18 protein-coding genes and 1 pseudogene are annotated in these 23087 nt (G+C 64.0%); 8 read left to right on the forward strand and 11 right to left on the reverse strand.

Annotation, left to right across the window (positions count from 1 at the left end; genetic code table 11):
• Window positions 1-81 precede the first annotated feature (81 nt).
• Window positions 82-1077, forward strand: coding sequence for a LacI family DNA-binding transcriptional regulator (locus BMZ70_RS04500; protein WP_229205291.1), 996 nt, complete (start codon window positions 82-84; stop codon window positions 1075-1077).
• Between the two features lie 5 nt (window positions 1078-1082).
• On the opposite strand, the gene BMZ70_RS04505 is transcribed toward BMZ70_RS04500, so the two are convergent.
• Both BMZ70_RS04505 and BMZ70_RS04510 read right to left on the reverse strand, forming a co-directional pair.
• Complete coding sequence (locus BMZ70_RS04505; protein ID WP_092270465.1) at window positions 1083-2360, reverse strand: M20/M25/M40 family metallo-hydrolase; 1278 nt, start codon at window positions 2358-2360, stop codon at window positions 1083-1085.
• Window positions 2357-4579, reverse strand: a complete 2223-nt coding sequence (locus tag BMZ70_RS04510; RefSeq protein ID WP_092270468.1) for a hybrid sensor histidine kinase/response regulator — start codon at window positions 4577-4579, stop codon at window positions 2357-2359. Before BMZ70_RS04510 ends, BMZ70_RS04505 begins: the two co-directional genes overlap by 4 nt.
• A gap of 96 nt (window positions 4580-4675) precedes the next feature.
• On the opposite strand from BMZ70_RS04510, the gene BMZ70_RS04515 reads away from it, so the two are divergent.
• The gene (locus BMZ70_RS04515; RefSeq protein WP_092270471.1) at window positions 4676-5839 is read left to right on the forward strand and encodes a branched-chain amino acid ABC transporter substrate-binding protein; all 1164 of its coding nucleotides are present in this window, start codon (window positions 4676-4678) and stop codon (window positions 5837-5839) included.
• A 2-nt stretch (window positions 5840-5841) separates the two neighbouring features.
• On the opposite strand, the gene BMZ70_RS04520 is transcribed toward BMZ70_RS04515, so the two are convergent.
• The gene (locus BMZ70_RS04520; protein WP_092270473.1) at window positions 5842-8094 is read right to left on the reverse strand and encodes a TonB-dependent receptor domain-containing protein; all 2253 of its coding nucleotides are present in this window, start codon (window positions 8092-8094) and stop codon (window positions 5842-5844) included.
• A 117-nt stretch (window positions 8095-8211) separates the two neighbouring features.
• Between BMZ70_RS04520 and BMZ70_RS04525 the strand changes: the two genes are divergently transcribed.
• The 3 genes from BMZ70_RS04525 (at window position 8212) to BMZ70_RS04535 (ending at window position 11131) form a co-directional block, all read left to right on the forward strand.
• Entirely contained in the window at window positions 8212-8601 is a 390-nt protein-coding gene (locus BMZ70_RS04525; RefSeq protein ID WP_092270476.1) for an OsmC family protein, read from the forward strand.
• Window positions 8602-8687: 86 nt separating this feature from the next.
• Window positions 8688-9722: a choice-of-anchor J domain-containing protein gene (locus tag BMZ70_RS04530; protein WP_092270479.1), complete on the forward strand. Its 1035-nt coding sequence runs from the start codon at window positions 8688-8690 to the stop codon at window positions 9720-9722.
• Window positions 9719-11131 carry a PA domain-containing protein gene (locus BMZ70_RS04535; RefSeq protein ID WP_092270482.1) on the forward strand — a complete coding sequence of 471 codons (1413 nt, stop codon included), beginning with the start codon at window positions 9719-9721 and terminating at the stop codon, window positions 11129-11131. The genes BMZ70_RS04530 and BMZ70_RS04535 overlap by 4 nt, the downstream gene beginning before the upstream one ends.
• Before the next feature lie 2 nt (window positions 11132-11133).
• On the opposite strand, the gene BMZ70_RS04540 is transcribed toward BMZ70_RS04535, so the two are convergent.
• Window positions 11134-11472: a PilZ domain-containing protein gene (locus BMZ70_RS04540; RefSeq protein ID WP_092270484.1), complete on the reverse strand. Its 339-nt coding sequence runs from the start codon at window positions 11470-11472 to the stop codon at window positions 11134-11136.
• A gap of 111 nt (window positions 11473-11583) precedes the next feature.
• Between BMZ70_RS04540 and BMZ70_RS04545 the strand changes: the two genes are divergently transcribed.
• Entirely contained in the window at window positions 11584-12966 is a 1383-nt protein-coding gene (locus BMZ70_RS04545; RefSeq protein ID WP_092270487.1) for a RecQ family ATP-dependent DNA helicase, read from the forward strand.
• Here BMZ70_RS04545 and BMZ70_RS28710 read toward each other — a convergent pair.
• Window positions 12928-13974, reverse strand: a pseudogene (locus tag BMZ70_RS28710) (esterase-like activity of phytase family protein); the annotation flags it as partial. The gene BMZ70_RS04545 and the pseudogene BMZ70_RS28710 sit on opposite strands and share 39 nt — an antisense overlap.
• Before the next feature lie 65 nt (window positions 13975-14039).
• Here BMZ70_RS28710 and BMZ70_RS04555 point away from each other — a divergent pair.
• Together BMZ70_RS04555 and BMZ70_RS04560 are read left to right on the forward strand one after the other, a co-directional pair.
• On the forward strand, window positions 14040-14381 hold the full coding sequence (locus BMZ70_RS04555) for a hypothetical protein (RefSeq protein WP_130300912.1): 342 nt from the start codon (window positions 14040-14042) through the stop codon (window positions 14379-14381).
• An 86-nt stretch (window positions 14382-14467) separates the two neighbouring features.
• Window positions 14468-16417, forward strand: a complete 1950-nt coding sequence (locus tag BMZ70_RS04560; RefSeq protein ID WP_092270496.1) for a TonB-dependent receptor — start codon at window positions 14468-14470, stop codon at window positions 16415-16417.
• Here the strand turns inward: BMZ70_RS04560 and BMZ70_RS04565 are convergent.
• The 6 genes from BMZ70_RS04565 to BMZ70_RS04590 form a co-directional block, all read right to left on the reverse strand.
• Window positions 16414-17109, reverse strand: coding sequence for an ABC transporter ATP-binding protein (locus BMZ70_RS04565; protein WP_092270499.1), 696 nt, complete (start codon window positions 17107-17109; stop codon window positions 16414-16416). The two genes, BMZ70_RS04560 and BMZ70_RS04565, sit on opposite strands and share 4 nt — an antisense overlap.
• A complete protein-coding gene (locus BMZ70_RS04570; protein ID WP_092270502.1) occupies window positions 17106-17981 on the reverse strand; it encodes an ABC transporter permease in 876 nt (291 codons plus the stop codon). Before BMZ70_RS04570 ends, BMZ70_RS04565 begins: the two co-directional genes overlap by 4 nt.
• Window positions 17982-17992: 11 nt before the next feature.
• Window positions 17993-18979, reverse strand: coding sequence for an aliphatic sulfonate ABC transporter substrate-binding protein (locus tag BMZ70_RS04575; protein WP_092270504.1), 987 nt, complete (start codon window positions 18977-18979; stop codon window positions 17993-17995).
• 95 nt (window positions 18980-19074) lie between these two features.
• Window positions 19075-20256 (reverse strand): NO-inducible flavohemoprotein, encoded by a 1182-nt coding sequence (gene hmpA, locus BMZ70_RS04580; RefSeq protein ID WP_092270507.1) that lies wholly within the window; start codon window positions 20254-20256, stop codon window positions 19075-19077.
• Between the two features lie 103 nt (window positions 20257-20359).
• A complete protein-coding gene (locus BMZ70_RS04585; RefSeq protein WP_092270509.1) occupies window positions 20360-22621 on the reverse strand; it encodes a TonB-dependent receptor in 2262 nt (753 codons plus the stop codon).
• Window positions 22622-22699: 78 nt separating this feature from the next.
• Entirely contained in the window at window positions 22700-23056 is a 357-nt protein-coding gene (locus BMZ70_RS04590; RefSeq protein WP_092270512.1) for a DUF2946 domain-containing protein, read from the reverse strand.
• Window positions 23057-23087: the final 31 nt, after the last annotated feature.

Consider the following 23087-nt stretch of genomic DNA (forward strand, 5'->3'; position numbering starts at 1 on the left):
CCTTTTATCCGGATAATGATAGCGCAATCATTGTAAATTGTCAGTTAGAATGGTTACGCTATCAACGTCATGGAAGAAAAGATGCCGGCAACCCCCGTAACACTGATTGATGTCGCCAAGGCAGCTGGCGTTTCACCGATTACTGTCTCGCGCGCGCTGAATGAACCGCAATTGGTGAAGCCGGCGACGCTGGCCAAGGTGCAGGAAGCGGTCAAGCGCACCGGCTACGTCAAGAACATGCTGGCTGGCGGACTGGCGTCGAGCCGCAGCAAGCTGGTGGCGCTGGTGCTGCCGACTATCTCGACCCAGACCTTCGCCGACATGGTGCAGGGCGCAACCGACCGCCTGACCGCCGCCGGCTACCAGCTGCTGCTGGGTATCGTGGGGTATGAAACCTGGCGCGAGGAGATGCTGGTCGAGACCATCCTCAGCCGCCGCCCGGACGGCGTGATCCTCACCGGCTCGCAGCATACCGAGAACACGCGCCAGCGCCTGCTGCAAATCGGCACGCCGGTGGTGGAGACCTGGGACATGACGCCGCACCCGATCGACATGGTGATCGGCTTCTCGCACGAGGAAGTAGGCCATGCGTGCGCGCGCCATTTGCTGGAACGCGGCTATCGGCGCTTCGGCATGCTGACTGCGAACGATGCGCGCGCGGGCCAGCGTACGCAGGGTTTCCAGGTAACGCTGGCCAAGCAGGGCGTGAATGTCGTCTGCGCGCGGCAAGTGCAGGCGCCGGGTGGACTGCCGCAGGGCAGGCTGGAGGCGGTGCAGCTGCTGGACCAGCATCCGGAGCTGGACGCGATTTTCTGCAGTTCCGACACGCTGGCGCACGGCGCGCTGATCGAGGCGCAGAGCCGTGGCCTGCGCGTGCCGGAGGACCTGGCCATCATGGGCTTCGGCGACCTGAATTTTTCCGGCTATACCAATCCGCCGCTATCCACCGTCAAGGTGGATGGTGCACGCATCGGCGCCATGTCGGCGCAGGCTTTGCTGGATAGGCTGAACGGCGACGAATCGGCGCCGCGCATCGTCAACACCGGCTTTGAACTGATCCAGCGCGGCAGCACTTAATTAGCTTAACGCGCCAGCGGCGCGCTGACGCCGCGCACGCCCACCAGGCCGAGGATGGTCAGCAGCACGTTCTGCGGCGCGGCGTGGGCGTTCTGCGGCGACCACCATTCCAGTTTTTCCGAGTGATAGCCGCCCGAGCTGCCGCCGCCGGACATGGTGAGGGCCGGGATGCCAAGGCTCATCGGCAGGTTGGCGTCGGTCGAATGCGCACTGTCCAGCAGCGCCGGGCGGCCTTGCACGGTGGCCGCCGCCAGCGCGGTCTTGACGATCATGGAGTCCTTGCTCATTTGGCCCGCCGGACGGTCGCCGATCAGCGCCACGTCGGCCGTGATGGCGCTGCTGTTCCAGCGCTGGTTGGTGTCGGCCACGCCTTGCTGCACGGCGTCCTTGATCTGCTGCTCCACCTTGGCCAGCAGCGGCGCGTCGGCCGAGCGGATATCGATCAGCATCGAGGCCTCGGCCGAAATGCTGTTCACCGATTGCCCGCCTTGGACCACGCCGACATTGAACGTCACCTTCGGCTCGGCCGGTACGCGGATCTCGTCGATGCGCGCAATCACGCGGCCCGCCGCATGAATCGCCGACGGCAGGCCGAAGCCCTCGTAGCTATGACCGCCCGGGCCATGAATGCTTACCTTGAAACGCCGGCTGCCGGTGCCGATGTAGGTCACTGGATCACCGCCCGTACCCAGCGCCGGCTCAAGGCCGACGAACGCCTTGATGTCCTTGCGCTGGCTAAACAGATGCTTCACGCCTTTCAAATCGCCGAGGCCTTCCTCGCCGACGTTGGCGACAAACAGCACATCGCCCACGGTCTGCACCTTGGCATCACGCAGCGCATGGGCGATGGTCAGCATGGCGGCCAGCGAACGGCCGTTGTCGGCGATGCCGGGCGCGTAGTAGCGGCCATCCTTTTCGTGTACGGTAAGGTCGGTGGTGGCTGGATACACCGTGTCCAGGTGCGCTGCCAGTACCACGGTCGGGCCTTTGCCGCTGCCGCGCCAGGTGCCCAGCACATTGCCCGCTTCATCGGTCCGCACATCCTGCAGGCCGGCCGCTTTCAGGCGTTCGGCGTAATCGCGGGCGCGTGCCGCTTCGGCGAAGGTTGGCGCGGGAATGGCGTTGATGGCCAGCGTGTTGGCGGTGGTAGTGGCTTCGTTCTTTTCGATGTAGGCCAGCGCCTGTTTCACCGCAGGCTGCGCGGCGATGCGCGCCAGCTCCTGCTGTTGCGCGTGGGCCGGCAGTGCGGCGGCGATGGCGAGGCTTAATAATAGGTGCTTCATGGTGCTCCGGAGGTGAGGGGGAGGCCGGCGATCAGCGCCAGCAGCGCGTCCACATCCACCGGTTTGACAAAGTATTCATCGAAGCCTGCGGCGCGCGCTTGTTCGCGGTCTTCGCGGCGGCCGTAGCCGGTGATGGCGACCATCGTCGCGCCAGCGGTGGCAGGCAGGGAGCGCAGAGCACGCACCAGTTCATAGCCGCTGATGCCGGGCAGGCCAATATCGAGCAGGCACAGTTGCGGCGCGTGAGCTTGCGCCGCTTCCAGCGCATCCACCGCGCTGTGCGCCGTGATGACGCGGTGGCCGGCCGTTTCCAGCAGCAGCTGCAGCGTTTGGGCGGCATCGACATTATCGTCCACCACCAGCACGCGCAGCTGGTGCGACGGCGTCGCGGGCTGGCCGGGCTGCGTCGGCGGCGCCGCTTGCCGCGTGGCGGGCAGGGTGATGGTGAAGGTGCTGCCTTTCTGCTCGCCGGCGCTGTCCGCCGCCACGCTGCCGCCGTGCAGTTCGACCAGTGACTTGACCAGCGCCAGGCCAAGTCCCAAGCCGCCTTGCGAGCGGTCGGCGTGACGTTCGGCCTGCGCGAACAGGTCGAACACATGGCTGCGCAACTCGGCCGACATGCCGATGCCGTTGTCGCTCACCACCAGCACCACGTGGTCACCGCTGAAACGCGCCGCCAGTTTGATAATGCCGCCGCTTGGCGTGTACTTGGCAGCGTTGTTGAGCACATTGACCAGCACCTGCACCAGCCGCTTATGGTCGCCGGTGACCATCAGCGCAAACGGCGGCAGCGCCACCTCGAAATGGTGCTGGCGCGCTTTCATCAGGGGTTCCGCCTGTTCCACCGCGTCGGCCACGATGTCGCGCGCATCCAGCGGCGCGCGCGCCAGCGTCACCAGCCCGCGCGTGACGCGCGAGACGTCGAGCAGGTCGTCCACCAGCCGCGTCATGTGATGCACCTGCCGCACGATGATGGCGGCGGTGCGCTGCACCACCGGCTCGCTGGCATGGCCGGCTTGCAGCAACTGGGCGCCGGCGCTGATCGGCGCCAACGGGTTGCGCAGTTCGTGCGCCAGCATGGCGAGGAATTCATCCTTGCGGCGGTCGGCCTCGCGCAGCTGGTTTTCGGCGCGCTGGTGCTGGCGTTCCTTGTCCTGCAGCGCGGCCGCCATCGCGTCGAGCGCGTGCGCCAGTTCGCTGATTTCTTCCTTGCCGTAGGAGATGCCGGTGCGCGCGTCGAGCGCGCCGGAGGCGATGCTGTTGGCGGTGTTGGCCAGCCGTTTCACGCGGCGCAGCACCAGCACGTCGCCGACGAACCAAGCGGCCGCCAGCGCCAGGCCGATGGTCGCGGCCAGCGCCGCCCAGTCCAGCATCTGGTCGTGGCGCGCGTTGGCGGTGATCTGCTCGACCGGGATGCCGATGGTGACGGTGTAGTCGGTCAGGCCGTTGTTGCCGACGCGGGCGAAGCGGTGCAGGCGCTCGACGCCGTCCGGGCCGGTCAGCAGCACCGGCTTGCCCGGTTCGGCCGCCATCGCGTTGCGCATCTCGGGCGCGACCTGCTTGCCGTACCAATTGTCCGGATCAGGCTTGCGCGAAATGATCTTGCCTTCGGAATCGGCGGTCAGCAGCAGCGAGTCGGGAGGCAGCTGGATGTCGGCCACGAAGCGGTCCAGCCGGCTCAGGTCGAGCGAGGCGAATACCACGGCTTTCACACGCTGTTCGTCGTCCAGCACTGGATAGGTCAGGTTGACGGTGTGTTTCTGGATCACGCGGCCGAAGACATAGCCGCCGGCCACAAAACGGCGCAGGTGCACGGCGCGGCGGAAGTGCGAGCGGTCGGCCAGGTTGACCGGTGTGCTGAACGGCACGGCACTGCAGCTGACGTCGCCGTTCAGCTGTATCAGGCCGAGGTTGGAGTAATCGGGATTCTGGCGCAGCAGATTGGCCATCAGCCGGGTGCATTCGGCCGCGTCGCCGGTGATGCCGGGAACGCCGGCCATGTCGCGCAGCATCTGGCGCGCGCCCGCAATCAGTTGCGCCTCGTTGGCGGCGGCCAGGTTGGTCAGGCGTTGCAGGTTTTCCTGGGCGGTCTCCACTGCATGGTCCCGCTCGCGCTGGCCGTTAATCAAGGTCATCACGGTGATGGGGGCGATTGCCAGCAGCACCAGCAGCACCAATCGGCTGCGCAGGCTGTTGAGCTGGAAGAGCAGGAATGCCATGCGTCTGCGATTCATTTTGGGAAAGATTAATTCTACTTCAATCAGCCCGGCGCGCAAGCCTCTGGTATCCTATTGGACTCTACCAATGAGGATTTTATGCAGTTCACAACAAAAACAGTTTGCCGCGCAGTTGCGCTGGCCTTTATCGGCGCTGCGGGCGCCGCCACCGCGCAGGCGGAAGACATCATCAAGATCGGCCACGTGGCTGCCACGTCCGGCCCGATCGCCCACCTCGGCAAGGACAATGAAAACGGCGCGCGCATGGCGGTCGATGAATTGAACGCCAAGGGTGTGCTGATCGGTGGCAAAAAATACAAGGTGGTGCTGCTGGCCGAAGACGACGCCGGCGATCCGAAGCAGGCCACCTCGGCCGCGCAGAAGCTGGTCGACGCCAAGGTGCAGGGCGTGATCGGCCACGAAACCTCGGGCACCGCGATTCCGGCCTCGCGCATTTACTACGATGCCGGCATTCCGCAGATTACGCCGTCGGCCAGTTCGCCAGCCTACACGCGCCAGCGCTACAACACCACCTTCCGCAACATCGCCAACGACGAGCAGCTCGGCCCCGCGCTGGCGCGCTACGCCATGCAGAACATGCAGGCCAAGCGCATCGCCGTGGTGGACGACCGTACCGCCTACGGCAAGGGCCTGGCCGATGAATTCAGCAAGACCGTCAAGCGTACCGGCGCGGCGACCGGTTCGAGCATCGTCTCGACCCAGTACACCAACGACAAGGCGACCGACCTGACGGCCATCCTGACCGCCATCAAGGCCACCAAGCCGGACATGATTTTCTTCGGCGGCATGGACGCGGTGGCCGCGCCGATGCTGCGCCAGATGAAGCAGCTGGGCTTCCCGATCAAGTTCATGGGCGGCGACGGCATGTGCTCGGACTCGGTGCCGCGTTTGGCGGGCGAGGGCATGAGCGACGGCCAGGTGATCTGCGCAGAGGCGGGCGGCGTCGAGCCGGCGCAGGAAAAAGGCATGGCCGATTTCCGCGCGGCTTACAAGAAACGCTACGGGATTGAGGTGCAGACCTACGCGCCGTACACCTATGATGCGCTGATGACGATGGTGGAGGCGATGCAGAAAGCCGGTTCGCCGGATCCGGCGAAATACCTGCCGGTGCTGGCCAAGATCAAGCACAAGGGCGTGACCGGCAATATCTCGTTCGATGCGCGCGGCGACGTGCAGGATGGTGTGCTGACCATCTTCACCTTCAAGAACGGCAAGCGCCAGAAGCTTGCCGTCATGAAGTAAGGTCAGGCGCCTGGCGGCGGGCCGCCGAAGCCGGCGCCAGGAGGCCCCCCGGGACCACCCGGACGTGGTCCGCCCCAGCCGCCTTCTTCCTTGTCCGAGGACGAGGAGGGGCCGCCGAAGCGGTATGACAGGCCGACGTAGACCACGCGGCCGTCGAAGCGGCGGGTGCTGGTTTCACGCAGCGTCGCGCTGTTGATCACGGTTTCCATCTTGTTGGTGCTGAAGATGTCGGTCACGTTGGCCACCAGCGTCAGCGCCGGCGTCACGGTGTGGCGCAGGCTCAGGTTGATCGAGTGGTTCGGCGAGCGATAGCCCTGGCCCGACAAGGTCTTGCCCATCATTTGCAGCGCCAGCTGGATCTGGTTGGCGGCGTCGTACTGGTAGTTCAGGCGCGCGCGGCCGCTCAGGGAGTTGGCGGTGCGCGTCACCAGCACGCCGGTGTCGTCATAGAAGCTTTGCTGTGCGCGCATCAGGTTGCCGCTGGTGTTCAGCGTCAGCGACGGCGTCAGCTTGCCGCTTACAGTAAATTCCATCCCGCTCGAATGACTGCCTTCGCCGTTGGCCTTGGTGGTCAGCAGCACGTTCGGCGCCACGAAGTAGCGGTAGTCGACGATGGCGTCGGTGTCGCGGCGGTAGTAGCCGCGCAGATTGGTTTCCAGCCCGCCGAACTTGGTCTCGTAGCCCACTTCGAACGAATCGGTCTTGGTCGGCTTCAGATTCGGGTTGCCCGAGGAGACGTTGAATTCATCGCGGTAGGTCACATACGGATTCAGGTCGTTGGCGTTCGGACGGCGGATCCGGCGCGCGTAGGCGAAGCGGATGTTGGCGGTGTCGGTCGCCTTGTAGGTGGCGAAGAAACTAGGTATATAGTTTATATAGTTATTGCTCGCTTTGACGCCGCCGGTGATCTGGTTGATGTCCATGTCGGTGTACTCGGCGCGCAGGCCGGCCAGCGCACCCCAGCGTTCGTTCAGGCGCATCTGGTAGCTGCCATACAGCGCGTAGACGGTTTCATCCAGCTCGTAGGCGTTGGTGCGGCCGTTGTTGACCGTGGCCGTGCCAGTGACCGGATCGATATCCGTGTACAGCGTGTTGAAGCTGCTGTCGTTGGTGGCGATCTTGTAGCCGGCCTTCATGGTGCCGCCCCAAAGCGGACGCTCGTAGTCGCCGGTGAAGTCGACGATGCGGGTGCTGAAATCGTTATGCTGGCTGGCGCGGGTGTCGGCCATGCCCGGCGTGGCGTAGTCGTTGGTGTACTGGTTGACGTTGTCGTTTTCCGAAGCCGATACGCGCAGGTCGATCTTCAGCGTTTCGCCCGGCAGTTCGCCCTTGTGGTCGTAGCGGCCGCCCCAGGCGAAGTTCTTGCTGTCGCCGTTACGGGTGGTGCTGCGCACGTAGTCGCTGGCCGGCGTCAGGCTGGTGGCGCCGTTCAGGTAGTGGTCGCTCGAACGTTGGTCGTTGGTGCGGCTGTTGTAGTTGACGCTGCCGGTCAGGGTGTCGGTCTGGCTCAGGTTGTAGCTGACCTGGCCGTTCAGGCCGGCCATGTCGTTCAGGCCCTTGCCGACCGATTGCTGGCTGCTGTGCACGAACTCGCCGGTGCCGGCGTCGTAGCGGTCGCGGCTGACCTCGGCCACCGAGTTGCGGCCGTCATGGCGCACGTTGGCGCTGCCCTGGAAGCCCCAGGCGCCTTCGTTGTAGGTGGTGTTGACGGCGCTGTTGTAGCGGCCGGCGGTGCCGGTGTTGGCGTTGACGGTGGTGAAGCCGCCCGGCTTGCGGTTGCGGCGCATCACCAGGTTCAGGATCGGGCCGCCACCGGCTTCGTTGCCGAACTGGGCGCCGGGGTTGTTGATGACTTCGATCGATTCGATATCGTCGGCCGCCATCGCCTGCAGCGCCGGGCCACGGTTATCGCCTTGCAGCATGGCCGACGGCTTGCCGTCCACCATGATCTGCACATTGGCGCTGCCGCGCAGGGTGACGCTGCCGTCCGGATCGACGTTCACGGATGGCACGTTGTTGAGGGCATCGGCAGCGGTGCCGTTGGTGCTGGAGACATCGGACTTGACGTCGTAGACCTGGCGATCGATGCGGTTGGTGGGGCGCTCGGCGGAAACAGTTACCTCCGGAACGACGGCCTCCTTGGGCTTGGCGGTCGTAGCGGGCTTGATGGCTGGCTTTTCGGGAGAGGCGGTTTGGGCGTAAGCTGGCAGAATAGCGCTGCCGGTCAGGCAGCAGGTAAGCAGTATCTTTTGCATGGTTTCGACGGCACCCCGTCACTGTACGGTGGAATTGCCATTATATCAGCGCCAAATTGATGAAATAACGGCATTTACGCTTCTTTACCTTGGCTTTACAAACGAGAGGATGATGGTATGGCACGCGGTTCAGCGCACATTGGAAAAGACAGTTACACCACCCGGATCAAGGTCAACGGACACGCGCTGGTTGGCGACGAGCCGGCCCGCAATGGCGGCCAGGATGCCGGTCCGGCACCCTACGATTATCTGCTGGCCGGTCTCGGCGCCTGCACCGCGATCACGCTGCGCATGTATGCCGACCGCAAGCAGTGGCCGGTGGACGGCGTCGACATCGCCCTGCACCTGACCCACGGCGACGACGGCGCCATGCTGATCCGCCGCACGCTGGCCATCAGCGGCGCGCTCGACGCCGCGCAAAAAGCCCGCATGGCCGAAATCGCCGAAAAAACCCCCGTCACGCTCACCCTCAAGGCCGGCCTGCGCATCGATACTGAGTTGGTCTGATTTTTTTCGATCTCGCGCGGAACCTGCGCATGGCTCGCTTGGTCTAACAGCAAGTTGAGCCGTGTGACGATTCCTTGGGGGATGATATGAACTGGATCAAAACGCTGGTGGGGTTGCTTGCGGTCGCTGCCGGTTGCTCTGCAGTGGCGGCGCCTTTGTTGTCGGAAGGATTTGATGATGTGGCGGCGCTGCCGGGCAAGGGCTGGGTGCTCCTCAACCAGTCGACGCCACCCGGCAGCACCGGCTGGTTCCAGGGCGAGCCGTCGTTCTTTCCCGCTGCGGCGGGACCGGCCGATTCCTACATCGCCGCCAATTTCAACAACGCCGCGTTCGGCGGCTCGGTCAGCAACTGGCTGTTGACGCCGCAGGTGTTGCTGGCCAATGGCGAGTCCATCAGGTTCTCGCTGCGCCTGCCGGGCGAAGGCTTGCTTGACCGGGTGGAAGTCTACCTCGGCGGCAACGGCGCCAGCACCGACGTCGGTCGCGACTTCACGCTGCTCGCCGCTTACGAGTCCGACAGCGACACTGGCTGGCAGCAGCAATCGCTGCTGGTCGATGGCCTCGTGGCGCCCGCCAGCGGCCGCCTGGCGTTCCGCTACGTGGTCGATGACACCAGCCTCAACGGCGACTATATCGGTATCGACAGCGTCAGCCTGTCCGCGATTCCCGAACCTGCCACGGTGGCGCTGGTGTGCCTCGGCATGATCGCGCTGCATGCGGCGCGGCGGCCGCGCAGACACTGGCTGGCGGCGGCAGGCCTGTACGCCGGCGCACTTGCGGCGCAGGCCGGGCAGAATGGCGTGATGCATTTTCCAAACGTGCAGGTGGTGCAGCAGCAGGCCGCGCCATTGACGGCGGAGCACGGCGGTTTCATGGCCTACAAGGATCCCGTCACCGGCCAGCTGACAGGTCCCGATCCCGAACGGGCTGCCTTGCTGACCGCCGCCGCGCGCGCGCCGGCGCCGTTGATGCGCCTTGTCCGGCCGGTACCGAAGCTGGCCCAGCGCGGCGGCGTCAGCCTGATGCTCGATGAACGTCAGACCCGCTACGCCATCGCCCGCAAGGCCGGCGACGGCAGCATCACGCACAGCTGCGAGCCAGCGGCGGGAGAGCACAAATGAAGCTGCTGCTTGCCATCGCCACACTGTCGGCGGCATTGCTGGCGACCTCGGCCAGTTGGGGCGCCGCCACCATCACTATCGTCAACGGCGACCCGCCCGGCACCGGCTTCAACGACTCCACGCCGGCGACGCCGGTCGGCGGCAACACCGGCACCACGCTGGGTGCGCAGCGCCTGAATGTGTTCCAGGCGGCCGCCAGCAAATGGGGCGCGACGCTCGATAGCAGCGTGCCGATCCGCGTGCTGGCGACCTGGGACGCCTTGCCCTGCACCGACAGCGCCGCCGTGCTGGGCAGCGCTGGGGCGCTCGAAGTGTTTGCCGATTTTCCCGAGGCGCCGCAACGCAACGCCTGGTTTGGCAAGGCGCAGACCAACAAGCTGATCGGTTCCGACGCCGATCCGACCACGCCCGACCTGCGCGCGCGCTTCAACGTCAACCTCGGCCAGCCGGGTTGCTTCAGCGGTTCGCCTTTCTACCTCGGTCTGGACAACCACCACGGCAGCAACCCCGACCTGGTGACGGTGCTGCTGCACGAATTCGCGCACGGCCTGGGCTTCCAGACCTACACCGACGACCAGACCGGCGAACTGCTGGCAGGCATTCCCAGCATCTGGGACTACTTCCTGCTCGACACCAGCACCGGTAAGGTCTGGAAGGACATGAGCAACGCCGAACGCGCCGCGTCGGCCGTGAAGTCGGGCAAGCTGGTGTGGAGCGGCGTGCAAGTCACCAGCGCCGCCGTGACGGTGCTGCAAGCCGGCACGCCGATCCTGACCATCCTGTCGCCGCCGGAAGTGGCGGGCGTGATCCAGGTTGGCACCGCCGCTTTCGGCCAGCCGCTCAATACGCCCGGCCTGACCGGCGAGGTGATGCCGGTGGTCGATACGCCGCCCGACCTTGGCCTGGCTTGCGAGCCGCTGTCGGCGCTCAATGCGCTGGCGGTCAAGGGCAAGATCGCGGTGGTGGATCGCGGCACGTGTACCTTTGTGGTCAAGGTGCGCAACTTGCAGGATGCCGGTGCCATTGGCGCAATCGTCGCGGACAATGCCGTTGGTGCGCCGCCGCCGGGACTGGGCGGCAGTGATCCGCGCATTGCCATCCCGGCGGTGCGCATCACGCGCGAAGATGGCCAGGCGTTGAAGGATGCGCTGGCTAAGCGCACGCGCACGCATTCCGGCTTGCTTGCCAATCTCGGAGTGAACCTGGCGGTGCGCGCCGGCACCGATGCGCTGGGCAGGGTGCTGATGTACGCGCCGCGCCCCAACCAGCCGGGTTCGTCGGTGTCGCACTACGACACCAGCGCCACGCCCAACCAGCTGATGGAACCGGCCATCAACGCCGATCTGCGGCACGCGGTGCAGCCGCCGGTCGACCTGACCTTGCCGCTGCTGCACGATATCGGCTGGTAGGCTCAGGCGCCGGCCGGCGCCGTGGTCACGTATTCGAAGATGCGGTCGGCGCAAGCTTCGGAAATGGCGATGAAGCGCGCGCCGTTGCGGAAGCGGCCGTGCGAGCCGATGGCGGCGCTGTGCAGCACCGTGAGCGTGATTTCGTTGCGGATGGCGCTGCCGGGGAAGCTGAAATTGAGCACAAACTGCTGGTCCGTGGACATGGGTTGATCGCTGACGAATGCTACGCCCATGCGCGAGATATCGATAATCTGCGCCGGCAAGGTGCTCTTTCCATGAATGTCAGTGATGTAGGCGTCCGCCTGTAGCAGGCGCCTGACATGCTCGCGTCTCGGGTCCATCGGGTTTGGGATAGCCACTAAAAGCAATAGTATGACAGATCCGCCGCCTACACCGCCAGCGCCGTGCGCTGCCGCACAGTACAGTGTTGTGTTCTTTGCTACGTTGGCGGCATGGCTATCTCTCAACACCAACGGATCGAACGCTTGCTGCGCGCGGTGTTCGGCATCGACGCGCTGCGCGACGGCCAGCGCCGCGTGATCGACGCCGTGCTGGCCGGCCGCGACACCCTGGCCGTAATGCCGACCGGCAGCGGCAAGTCGCTGTGCTACCAGTTGCCGGCGCGCTTGATGAAGAAAGGCCTGACGGTGGTGGTCTCGCCGCTCATCGCGCTGATGAAGGATCAGGCGGAAAAGCTGGAGGAGGCCGGCATCGCCAGCGCCGCCCAGGTCAACAGCAGCCTGTCGCGCAGCGACGAACTGGATGCCCTGCAAGCGATAGAAAACGCCGGCAAGAATATCGTGTTCTGTACCCCCGAGCGCCTGGCGATGCCCGAATTCCGGGAGCTACTGCAGCAGGCCGGCGTCGGCTTGTTGGTGATCGACGAAGCGCACTGCATCTCCCAATGGGGACACGACTTTCGCCCGGCCTATCTGGAAATCGGCGCGGCGCTGGCGGCACTGGGCCAGCCGCAAGTGCTGGCACTGACCGCCACCGCCACGGACGACGTGATTGCCGATATCCGCACCCAGCTGGCGCGTCCCGGCATGCGGGTGGTGAACACCGGCGTCTACCGGCCCAACTTGCAGTATCGGGTGCGGCAGGTCACCAATCCGGACGAGAAGCTCGCCGCCTTGCTGGAGCTGGTGCACGCCACGCCGGGCGTGGGCATCGTCTACGCCGCCACAGTCAAGGCGGCAAAAGAGGCCTGTGAGATGTTGCGGGAGGCCGGCGAGAGCGTCACGCTCTATCACGGCAGGTTGAAGGCCGCTGAGCGCAGCGGGAACCAGGAACTGTTCATGAACGGCGAACGGCGCGTGATGGTGGCCACCAACGCCTTTGGCATGGGCATCGACAAGAGCGACACGCGTTTCGTCATCCACCTGCAAGTGCCGGGCAGCCTGGAATCCTATTACCAGGAGTCGGGCCGCGCCGGGCGTGATGGCGAGGATGCCGAATGCACGCTGCTGTACTTCCACGACGACACGCGGCTACAGAAATTCTTCCTCATGAAGAGCAAGGCGCCGGACGCCAGGCATGAACTCGACCGCGAAAAGCTGGAGCGCATGATCGGCTATGCGCAAAGCGGCTTTTGCCGCTGGAAGCTGCTGCTCGATTACTTCGACGACGCGGTGCCGGGCTTTGAGCGCTGCTGCCGCTGCGATAACTGCCTGTCGCCGCCGGTCATTTCAGGGGAGCAGTTCGAACAACAGCAGCTGGGTGACCTGGGTCTTGCTGAAGTTGTCGTCGGAGATCAGTACCAGGCTGGCGTGGCCGTTGGCCAGGCGCGGTCCGAAGGCCATGCCCTCGAGGTTGTCGACGATCGGCAGGTGTAGCGTGCCGATATCCAGCACCAGCCGCTTCTTCACCAGCGTGTAGGCGGCGTCCTTCAGCGTAGGCAGTTGCTGGATATCGGTCGCGCCCTCGGTGTCGATTTCGTACAGGCGCACGTAGTCCTTGTAAGTGCCGTCGTCGGCTTGCACGCCGGAGCGCTCCATCACCAGCATGCGCCGCTCGCTCAGCGACAAAATTTCCGAGATGCCGTTGTCGGCATATTTGCCTTTGCCTGGCGCGGCGGGAATCGGCTCCAGCGGATAGGCATACTGGCCCAGCACCTTGCCGTCGCGGGTGAAGTGGGTGATGCGGTTGATCGCGCCCTGCGTTGGCGTCGGCTCCGGCCCGTCCTGGTACATCGGACCTTCCAGCGACACCCACAGCGTGCGGCCATCAGGCGTGAAGCTCAGGCCTTCGAAACTCTGGTTGTTGCGCGGGCCGGATTGGTGCTGCTTCGACACCGTGAACAACGGCGGCTGCGGCAGCGTGTATTCATGCCGCCCGCCCGGCGTGGCGCGGCGAATGAAAGGATCGAGCGACAAGCCGACATCGCCCTCGCTGCCGTACCAGATGCTGCCGTCCTGCGGATCGACACGTACGGCTTCCAGGTCGGGCACCACGCCGATGCCGCGTTTGGACTCCTCGCGCGACGGGTAGGGCGTGCCGTCCGGTTGCAGCAGCGTGACCACGCCGGTGACTTCCACCGATTTGAATGACTGCGCGTCATAGGCCAGTTTGGCGCGGTAATAGCGCGCTGGATTGATTTGCGAGCGGTCGTCGCTGATCATTACCCATTCATCGTTGGCGGCGTCGTAATCGATGCCGGACAGGCCGCCGATCACCGTGCCCTGGAACGGATGGCGCCACGGCAGGCGTTGCTCGCCGATGAAGCGCAGGCTGGAGACGGTGAGATCGGCCGATACCGGCGGCTGTGGCGCGAACGGCGCGCAGGCGGTCAAAAGCAGCGCGCTTGCAAACGCACTTGCAAAAATGTTGAGCGTGTTTTTCATGGCGCCGCATCATAACATTAATGCATGCTGGCGCATTCAGTGCGCTTACGGTTAGAATACTCGCCATGTTGCGCCGCTTACCAATAGTTCATGTGTTGTTCGCGCTCCTGCTGCTCCTGACGCAGCAGGTCGGGGTCACGCACGTCTACTCGCACTGGAGCGGCGCCGAACAGCAGAATGTCGCGCTGACCGACGAAGACCAGGCCGAGCACCGCAAGCGCGTGGCCGTCCACAAGGTCTGCGCCGAATGCGTCTCGGTGGCGCAGATGGCGGCGGCGATTGTCAGCACGCCGCTCACGCTGGCCATTTCCACCCTCAGCACCGGACCGGTCACCATCCCGGTCACGCTGGCCGCGTGCGAGCGGACGACCTGCGTCTTCCAGTCCCGCGCACCCCCTCTGGCCTGACACCCAAAATCCGTCCCGATTTTTATTCGCTGCGGCTTTAAACAGCTTTGCCGCGCGAGTGTCACCATTTTTGCTAGAGGTTTTACATGAAGATTCAACGTACGCTGCTGGCCAGCGCGATCCTGTCCGCCTATTCGTCGCTGGCTTTCGCCGCTGACCCTGCGCCGCTTCAACAAGTTGTCGTTACGGCTACTCCATTCGGCAATACTGCCAATGAACAAATCCTGGCGCCAGCCAAGGTGCTGGCCGGCGATGAACTGCGTGACAAAGCCGGCAGCTCGCTGGGCGAGACGCTGTCGCAGGAGCTGGGCGTGTCGGCTTCGGCCTTCGGCGCCGGCGCATCGCGTCCCATCATTCGCGGCATGGAAGGCGCCCGCGTCAAGATGCTGGAAAACGGCATGGCCGTTTCCGACGTTTCCGGCCTGTCCAACGACCACGCGGTGGCGGCGGAAGGCGCGACCGCGCAGCAGATCGAAATCCTGCGCGGCCCGGCGGCGCTGTTGTATGGCTCCGGCGCGATTGGCGGCTTGGTCAATGTGGTCAATGAGCGCATTCCCACCGCGCTGGAACCGCATCTGACCGGCCAGCTGGAAGCGCGCGGCAGCACCGTCGATAGCGGCCGCAATGTCTCCGGCACGCTGGATGGCGCGGTCGACAAGCTGGCATGGCACATCGACGGCAACCTGCGTAATGCCGACGACTACAACACGCCGGTCGGCCGTCTGGCGCATTCGGACACGCGCTCGCGCGCCGGCGGCATCGGCGGTTCGTACATCGACAGCTGGGGCTTCGTCGGCGTATCGGCTTCGCGCCTGTCGAATGTCTACGGCATTCCAAGCGCGGAAGGCTCGAAGATCGACCAGAAACAGAACCGCTACGATATCGACAGCCTGGTGAAAGCGCCGTTCGCCGGCTTCGAGACCTTCAAATTCAAGGCCGGCTACACCGATTACAAGCACGCCGAAATCGGCGAGGACGGCATGCCGGAAGTGCAGTTCAAGAACCACTCGCTGGAAACGCGCTTCGAGCTGACCCACAAGCCGGTGGCCGGCTGGCACGGCACCTTCGGCGTGCAGACCGAGAACACCAACTTCTCGGCATTGAGCGCGGAAGGCGGTCCGGATACTGTGCCGGTCACGCACTCGACCTCGAACGCGGCCTTCCTGGTGGAAGAGCGCGATATCGGCCCGGTCAAGTTCAATGCCGGCGCGCGCGTGGAGCGCGTCAAGCGTGAGCCGGTGACCGGTGCGAATCGTTCGTTCAACCTGCAATCCGGCTCGGTGGGCGCACTGTGGCCGTTCGTGCATGGCTATGCGCTGGGCGCGACCTTCTCGTATGCGCAGCGTGCACCGTCGACCGAAGAACTGTATTCGAGCGGCCCGCACGACGCCACCGTCACCTTCGATATCGGTAACGCCGATTTCAAGAAGGAGACTTCGCGCAATATCGAGCTGAATGTGCAAAAGACCACGGGTCTGGTGCGCTGGAAGGCGAACGTGTTCCGCAACAAGGTTAGTGATTTCATCTACGGCCACATCACCGGCAACTTGCTGGATGAAGAGGGCAATCCGGGCGAGGAACTGCGCGAGCGCATTTTCGAGCAGGCCGACGCCACGATTCAAGGTGCGGAAGCGGAGCTGGAATACAACCCGACCGGCGCCGGCTGGTCCGGTCGTCTGTTCGCCGACACCTCGCACGGCAAGCTGGAACGCGGCGGCAATCTGCCGTTACAACCAGCTACTCGCGTTGGCGTGAGCACCGCGTACAAGATGGGCGCGTGGCGCGCAGGTTTGTCGCTGGTGCACGCGCAATCGCAAGATCGTCTGGCGTCGTTCGAAACCAGCGACACGCCTTCGTACAATCAGCTCAACGCCAACCTGTCGTACACGCAGAAGCTGGGCGATTACGATGTGACGTGGTTCCTGCTGGCGAAAAACCTGACCAACGACGAGATCCGCGCATCGACTTCGGTGCTGAAGGATATCGCGCCGCTGCCGGGTCGTAACGTGGTGTTCGGCGTGCGCGCCAAGTTCTAAACCTGCAAGCTGTCGAGGATTGCGGCCTTTAACCGGGCCGCGTCCAGGTCGCCGCGCTGGCGCGGGGCCGGGCCGGGATGGAACTCGGTCAGGCCACCGTCCAGCAGCACGATACGGTCGCTCAGATAGAGTGCTTCGTCGATATCGTGTGTCACCAGCAGCACGGTGAGCCGGTGTTCAAGGGCTACTTTCAGCAGCAGCTCTTGCAGTTTCATGCGCGTGAAAGCGTCGACGGCGGAGAAGGGCTCGTCGAGCAGCAGCACGCGCGGTTGCGTGAATAGGCCGCGCGCGATGGCGGCACGTTGCGCCTGTCCGCCGGACAGCTGTTTCGGCAACGCCCCGGCGTGGTCTTGCAGGCCGACTTCGGCCAGCAGTCGCGTCACGAGCGTTGGGTTGTCGCCGCTGAAGGCGACATTCTGCGCTACCGTCAGCCACGGAAACAGGCGCGGTTCCTGGAAGATGAAGCCGATGTCGCCGCTGACGCCTTGCAGCGCTTCACCGCCCAGTTTTATCTCGCCGCTGAAATCGCGGTCCAGTCCCGATGCAATCGACAGCAGGCTGCTTTTGCCGCAGCCGCTGGTGCCGATCAGGCTTACCACTTCTCCCTCTTGCAGCTGCAGGCGAATGTCGCGCAGCACGCTGCGCGCGCCGTAGCGTTTTTCCCTGACGTGAATATCGAGTGCAATGCTCATGCGTAGCTGTCGCGCCATGCCAGGCTGCGTTTTTCTATAGCGGCCATCAGCGTGTCGCTGATTTTGCCGAGGATGGCCAGCAGGACAATGGCCGCGAGCACGATGTCGGCGCGGCTGGTTTCGCGGCCATCGGAGAGCAGGTAGCCAAGGCCTTTGCTGGCCGCGATCAGTTCTGCGGCGACCATGAACATCCATGCGAGACTGAGGCCGTTGCGCAGGCCGGTGAGGATGGATGGCAGCGCGGCGGGCAGCAGCACGCGCTTGGTCAGTGCGATGTTGGAGAGGCGATACAGGCGCGCGACTTCAATCAGTTTGCGATCCACGCCGCGTATGCCGGAGGCTACGCCCATGTAGATGGGGAAGAACGCGCCAATCGCGATCAGCACAATCTTTGGGGCTTCGTCGATGCCCAGCCAGAGCAGCAGCAAGGGCACCCATGCCAGCGACGGAATGGCGCGCAATGCCTGGAAAGTCGGATCGAGGATGGCTTCGGCGTGCCGGCTCAAGCCGACCGTGGCGCCCAGCAGCACGGCCAATACAGCTCCACTGGCAAAACCGGCTGCCACGCGCAGCGTGCTGGCGGTGACGTGGCCGAACAGGCCTTGCGCGCCAAGGTCGCGCAGCGTGTCGAGGATTTGTGTCGGTGCGGGCAGTTGATTAGCCGGGATCAGCCCACCGCGCACCGCAAACTCAATCGCCAGCAGCGCCGTCACCGGCAGCAGCAAGGCGAGTATGACTCGCCGCAGCTGTGCACCGCCGATCGCAGCCCGCGCGACGCCGACTGCCCGCGCGAGTTCAGCGGCGTCGGCTACGGATGGCGCGTCCAGCGGTGTGGCGGCTGTGGATGGCGGCGCGGCTAGTTGGCTGCTCATGGTGGGTGCTCTCAGGCGCGCGCGATGTAGGGTTGGGCAAAGCGCGTGTCGACCAGTTCCGCGATGGCGCGGTTCAGGTCTGTGTCGGCTTTGACCAGTGCCTCGTCTTTCAGTATCGGCGCCGCTACCTGCAAGGCTTTCACATGCTCGCTGCCCGGCTGAGGATTGCTGAAATCACTGCGCAGTTTCACTTGCAGCAGCGCCACCGGCAGCGACACCTTGGCTTCTTCCGACAGAATCTTCGCTGCTTCGCTCGGATTGGCACGTATCCATGCACGCGCTTTTTCGTAGGCCTTGATCACGCGCGCTACTTCCGCCGGACGCGTTGCCAGGAAGTCCTCGCGCACGTTCAGGAAGCCGTAGGTGTTGAACGCCACATTCCGGTAAATCAGCTTCGAGCCGCTTTCCAGTTCACTGGCCGCCATGTGCGGATCGAGTCCGGCCCACGCATCCACCTTGCCTTGTTCAAGCGCAGCGCGGCCGTCCGCATGCTGCAAGCTCACATGTTCGATGTCGCTGCGCTTCAGGCCCGCAGTCTGCAAGGACCGCAGCAGGAACAGATAAGGATCCGTGCCCTTGGTGGCGGCAACTTTCTTTCCCTTCAAATCGGCCAGCGTGCGGATATTGGAATCCTTGCGTACCACCAGCGCGGTCCACTCGGGACGCGAGAAAATATAAGGCGTCTTGATCGGATTGCCATTGGCCTTGGCCAGCAAGGCCGCCAGCCCGGCCGAAGAACCGATATCGATGCTGTTCGCATTCAGGTATTCCAGCGCGCGATTGCTGCCGGCGCTCAGCACCCAGCGTACCTGCACGCCATCAGCCTTGAAATCCTCTTCCAGCCAGCCGAAGCGCTTGAGCACCAGGCTGGCGGGCGAGTAATAAGCGTAGTCGAGACGCAGCTCCTTGAGCGGAGCGGCGACGACCAGCGAGACGGGAGCGATGCCGGCAACGGCGGCACTACCGGCCGCCAGCTTCAACAGGGTTCTGCGCTTCATGTTTTCCTTGGGTAGAGGCGTTGATGCTTTTAGTATTGCATCCACGCCGACCCGAGTACACGAAGAAATCCTGCTTTACATAGTTGAAAATCGCATCAGGCCAGCGCTTCGGCCGGGCCGAAGAACTCGTAGTGAGTCTGCGTGGCAGGCACGCCCAGCTCCAGCAACTGCGATTTGATCGCCTTCATGAACGGCTTAGGACCGAGGAAGTAGGCGTCGACATCGCGCGTCTCCGGCAGCCATTCAGCCAACTGCTGCGGATTCAGGTAGCCCGTGGCATGCGGCTGCGTGCCGTCAGCATTGGCCTTCTCGTAGCAGTAGAAGCGTTTCAGTTGCGGGTGCTTGGCCGCCAACGCATCGATATGCTCGCGGAAGGCGTGTACGCCGGCGTGACGCGCCGCGTGGATAAAGTGCACCGGACGCGAACCGGCCAGCGCCGCCGTCAACATCGCCAGCGTAGGCGTGATGCCGACGCCACCGCTAATCAGTACCAGCGGCTTGTCGCTGTCGGCCAGTACGAAATCACCAGCCGGCGGGAACAGCGAGAGCGTGTCGCCCACGTGCACCTGATCGTGCAGGTAGTTGGACACCAGACCGCCGTTCTCACGCTTCACGCTGATGCGGTAATCGACGCCATTGCTAGCCGCCGACAGCGAATACTGGCGGCGCTGTTCCTGGCCGTCCACCTTCACGGTCAGGCCGATGTACTGGCCAGGCTTGTGCGTCACGACCTTGCCGCCATCGGCAGGAACCAGCACGAAGGAAGTGATCTCGTCGCTTTCCACCGTTTTCGAAGCGACCTTGAAACTACGGGCGCCGCGCCAGCCGCCCTCGGCCTGCTCATTCTGTTTGTAGATGCTTTCTTCAGCGCCGATCAGGATGTCGGCCAGTTGGCCGTAGGCCGCGCCCCAGGCTTCGATCACCGCATCGGTGGCCACTTCCGCACCCAGCACTTCACGGATGGCCTTCAGCAGCGAAGCGCCGACGATAGGGTAGTGCTTGGGCTGGATTTGCAGCGACACGTGCTTGTTGATGATGGTGCCAACCAGCGGGCCGAGGTTTTCGAGCTTCTCGATATTCTTCGCATACATCAGCACCGCATTGGCCAACGCGCGCTGCTGCGTGCCGCCTGCCTGATTGGCTTGATTGAACAGCGGCTTCACTTCCGGGTAGTCGCGCAGCATGGACGCGTAGAAGTGGCGGGTCAGGGCTTCGCCGCCTTGTTCAAGGATAGGAACGGTGGCGGTGATGATGGCTTTGTGTTCGGTGCTCAGCATGATGATCTCTCGTCTTTATGAAGTTTCGACGTAAAGAAGTATATCATATGAATGTTTAAACGTGCACGAAGGGCCGCCAAAATTTTCGGCGGCCCTTCGTGCGTTACAGGTCGAACTTCAGTTCAGCGACGTAGGTGCGTTGCGGGTACGGGTGGAAATTCCAGTATTGGTAGTTGTTCAGGTTATCCACGCCCAGCGCCATGCTCCATTGCTGATTGAAGCGGTAACGCAGGCGCGCATCGGCCGTGAAGTACTTGCTGGAGCCCTGATACGCAAAGCCGTTGATGTCCGAATTATCCAGCGTCGAATACTGCTTGCCGCTGTAGCGCGCGGCCAGGGTGGCCGATAGCTTGTCGTTGAACTCATACGTCGCCACGCCGGTGGCGCGCCACTCCGGAATGCGCGGCTGCCATTTGCCTACGCTGCCTGGGGCCTTGTCATTGCGGATGATTTTCGAATCGGTCCACGTCAGGCTGGAACTCAAGTCGAAGCCGAGCACCTTGGCGGCGTACGAAACCTCCAGGCCCTTGGTGCGGATCCGGTCCACGTTCTGGATGTTGGTGACGTTAGGCGTCACCAGCACATTGGTCTGCGAATACAGCGCGTCCGTGGTGCGCTCGCCGAAGGCGGTCAGGCGCAGATAGCCGTCGGCCAGTTTGCGTTCGCCGCTCAATTCGGTGGTCCACGATTTTTCCGGCTTGAGGTTAGGATCGTTGTTGGTCAGCTGGCCGGCCGCATTGACGCCGCCCTGATACAGCTCGGACACCGTCGGCATGCGTACCGCGCGGCCCAGCGAGGCTTTCAGCACCCAGTCCTCGCTCGCCTGATACGCCAGCGCTGCTTTCGGCGAGACATGGTTCTCGCTGCGCTCCGGATGTGGCGGAGCGCCGGCGGCGGTTGCCGTCACGCCGTCATGCGCGTGCCAGTGCTCGAAGCGCGCGCCCAGCACCGTCTTCCATTGCGGCGCGAACTTCCATGTGTCCTGCGCATACAGGCTGTTGGTTTCGGTCTTGCCGGTGAAGCGCGAGCTTGGGTCGCCGACCGGGTCGCCGCTGACCCAGTCGTTTGTCGGCGTCTCTTTGGTGCTTAACTTGTAGGCCTCGCGCTGGTAGCCGAATTCCACCACCTGCGCCGCATCCGGACGCCATACGCCCTTGGCGGCAAAGGTGTTCCAGCCGGTGCCGCCCTGATTCACGAGTCGTCCCTTGCCGCCGGTGAGTGCGCCCGGCAGTTCGACAGTGGCTGCGCGCAGCTGGTCCTTGTCGTATTCATACAGGCTGGCAGCGACTTCCCAATCGAATACACCCTTGGTGTTGGTCTTCAGCGTCAAGCCGTGCATGACGTGCTGCAGGTCTTCGTTGGAAACATTGAAATCGGTCTTGCCCAGCGAGTAGCTGCGGCCATCGATATTGATGGCGCCGGTTCCGTAGTAGACCGGCTGTCCGGCTGCATCGCGCAAGTACGTGGTCGGACGGCCCTCGGAATCGTTGCGCCACAGGCCGAAGGTGTAGGTGGCGCGCATGGTCGGCGAGAAGTCATACGCCAGCTTGGCCTTGAGCTGGTCCTGCACGGTGTGATACTGCGTGCCGGCGCCCAGCAGATACCACGGATTGTTGGTGCGGTCCACGCCCGACACCGCGCCAGCGACCGGCGTGCCGGCCGTGCCCACTTTGCCGCTGGCCAGCGTACGGGTAGGGAAAGTCAGCGGCTGGCCTTCGCTGTCGGTGCGGCTCAAGTCGACAAACCACGACCACGCGCCATTGCGGTCGCCGAGTGCGAAGCGGCCTTGCTTGCCGTCGTAGTTCTCATTGCTGCTATACAGCTTGAATGGCTGGTGCGTGAACGTCAGCTTGGCGTGCGCTTCAAATTTGGTCGGCATGCGCGTGACGTAATCGACCACCGCGCCGACCGAGTTGCCGCCGTAGGCCGCCGAGAAAGGGCCATATAGCACATCGACCCGTTCGATTTCCTCCGGGCTGACCATGCCCCAGCGCGGCGCAAACGTCGCGCCGTTGCCGAGATAATTGGATAGTAGGATGCCGTCCGCATACACCATCGAGCGCGCGCTGTTGCCGGTGCCGGAGGCGCGGGTGGACAGCACGGCGTGGTTGTAGTCGCCGATGTAGCGCTTGCGCACCAGGAGGCTGGGCAGGTATTTGAGCGCGTCCTCGGCGTCGGTGGCATTGATATCGCGTTCGATCTCTTCGCGCGTAATGCCTTCGATGGTGGTTGGGATCTGCGTCGGCAGCGAAGTAGGGCGGTTGCCGGTGATGGTAACGGTGCCCAGTTGATGTTGAGGCGCGTCCTCGGCATGGGCGAAGGCGGCAAGCAGCGCCAATGCCAATGGTGACATGGTGTTCTTCATGGTATTCCTGATGATGCGTAGAGATGGCCGCCGTTCACGCGAAGTCTATGCGTGGACAGCGGAAGCAAAGGCTAACGATCAGGAAAGGGCGGGCGGTCCGCGCGGCTTGGCGGCGCTCCACGTGTGCAGCGGCTGCGGCGCGGTGTAGAACAGCGGCGGGTAAAAATCGTGGCCGCCGATGACGGCGAAACCGTGCATCGCGGGCGGCAGCGTTGGTTCGCCGCCGTGGGTGGCGCAGTAAGGGCAGTGCTCCATGCCGTGCATGGTGTTGGACGGCGCCTTCTTGGTGGGGCTGCCGACCGAGCACATTTCCGACAGCACGCCGGTGGTGCTGGCGGCCAGCGCATGCGACACCGTCGGCGCAAGCGCGGCAAACAGGACGGCCAGCATGGCGATCCAGATGTGCAGCGTTTGACGTTTAAGGTGCTTGAGCATTCGACAATTATAGCGGAACGCGCGGAAGCAC

The organism is Duganella sp. CF402, from assembly GCF_900109645.1.
Classification (GTDB): Bacteria; Pseudomonadota; Gammaproteobacteria; order Burkholderiales; family Burkholderiaceae_D; genus Rugamonas.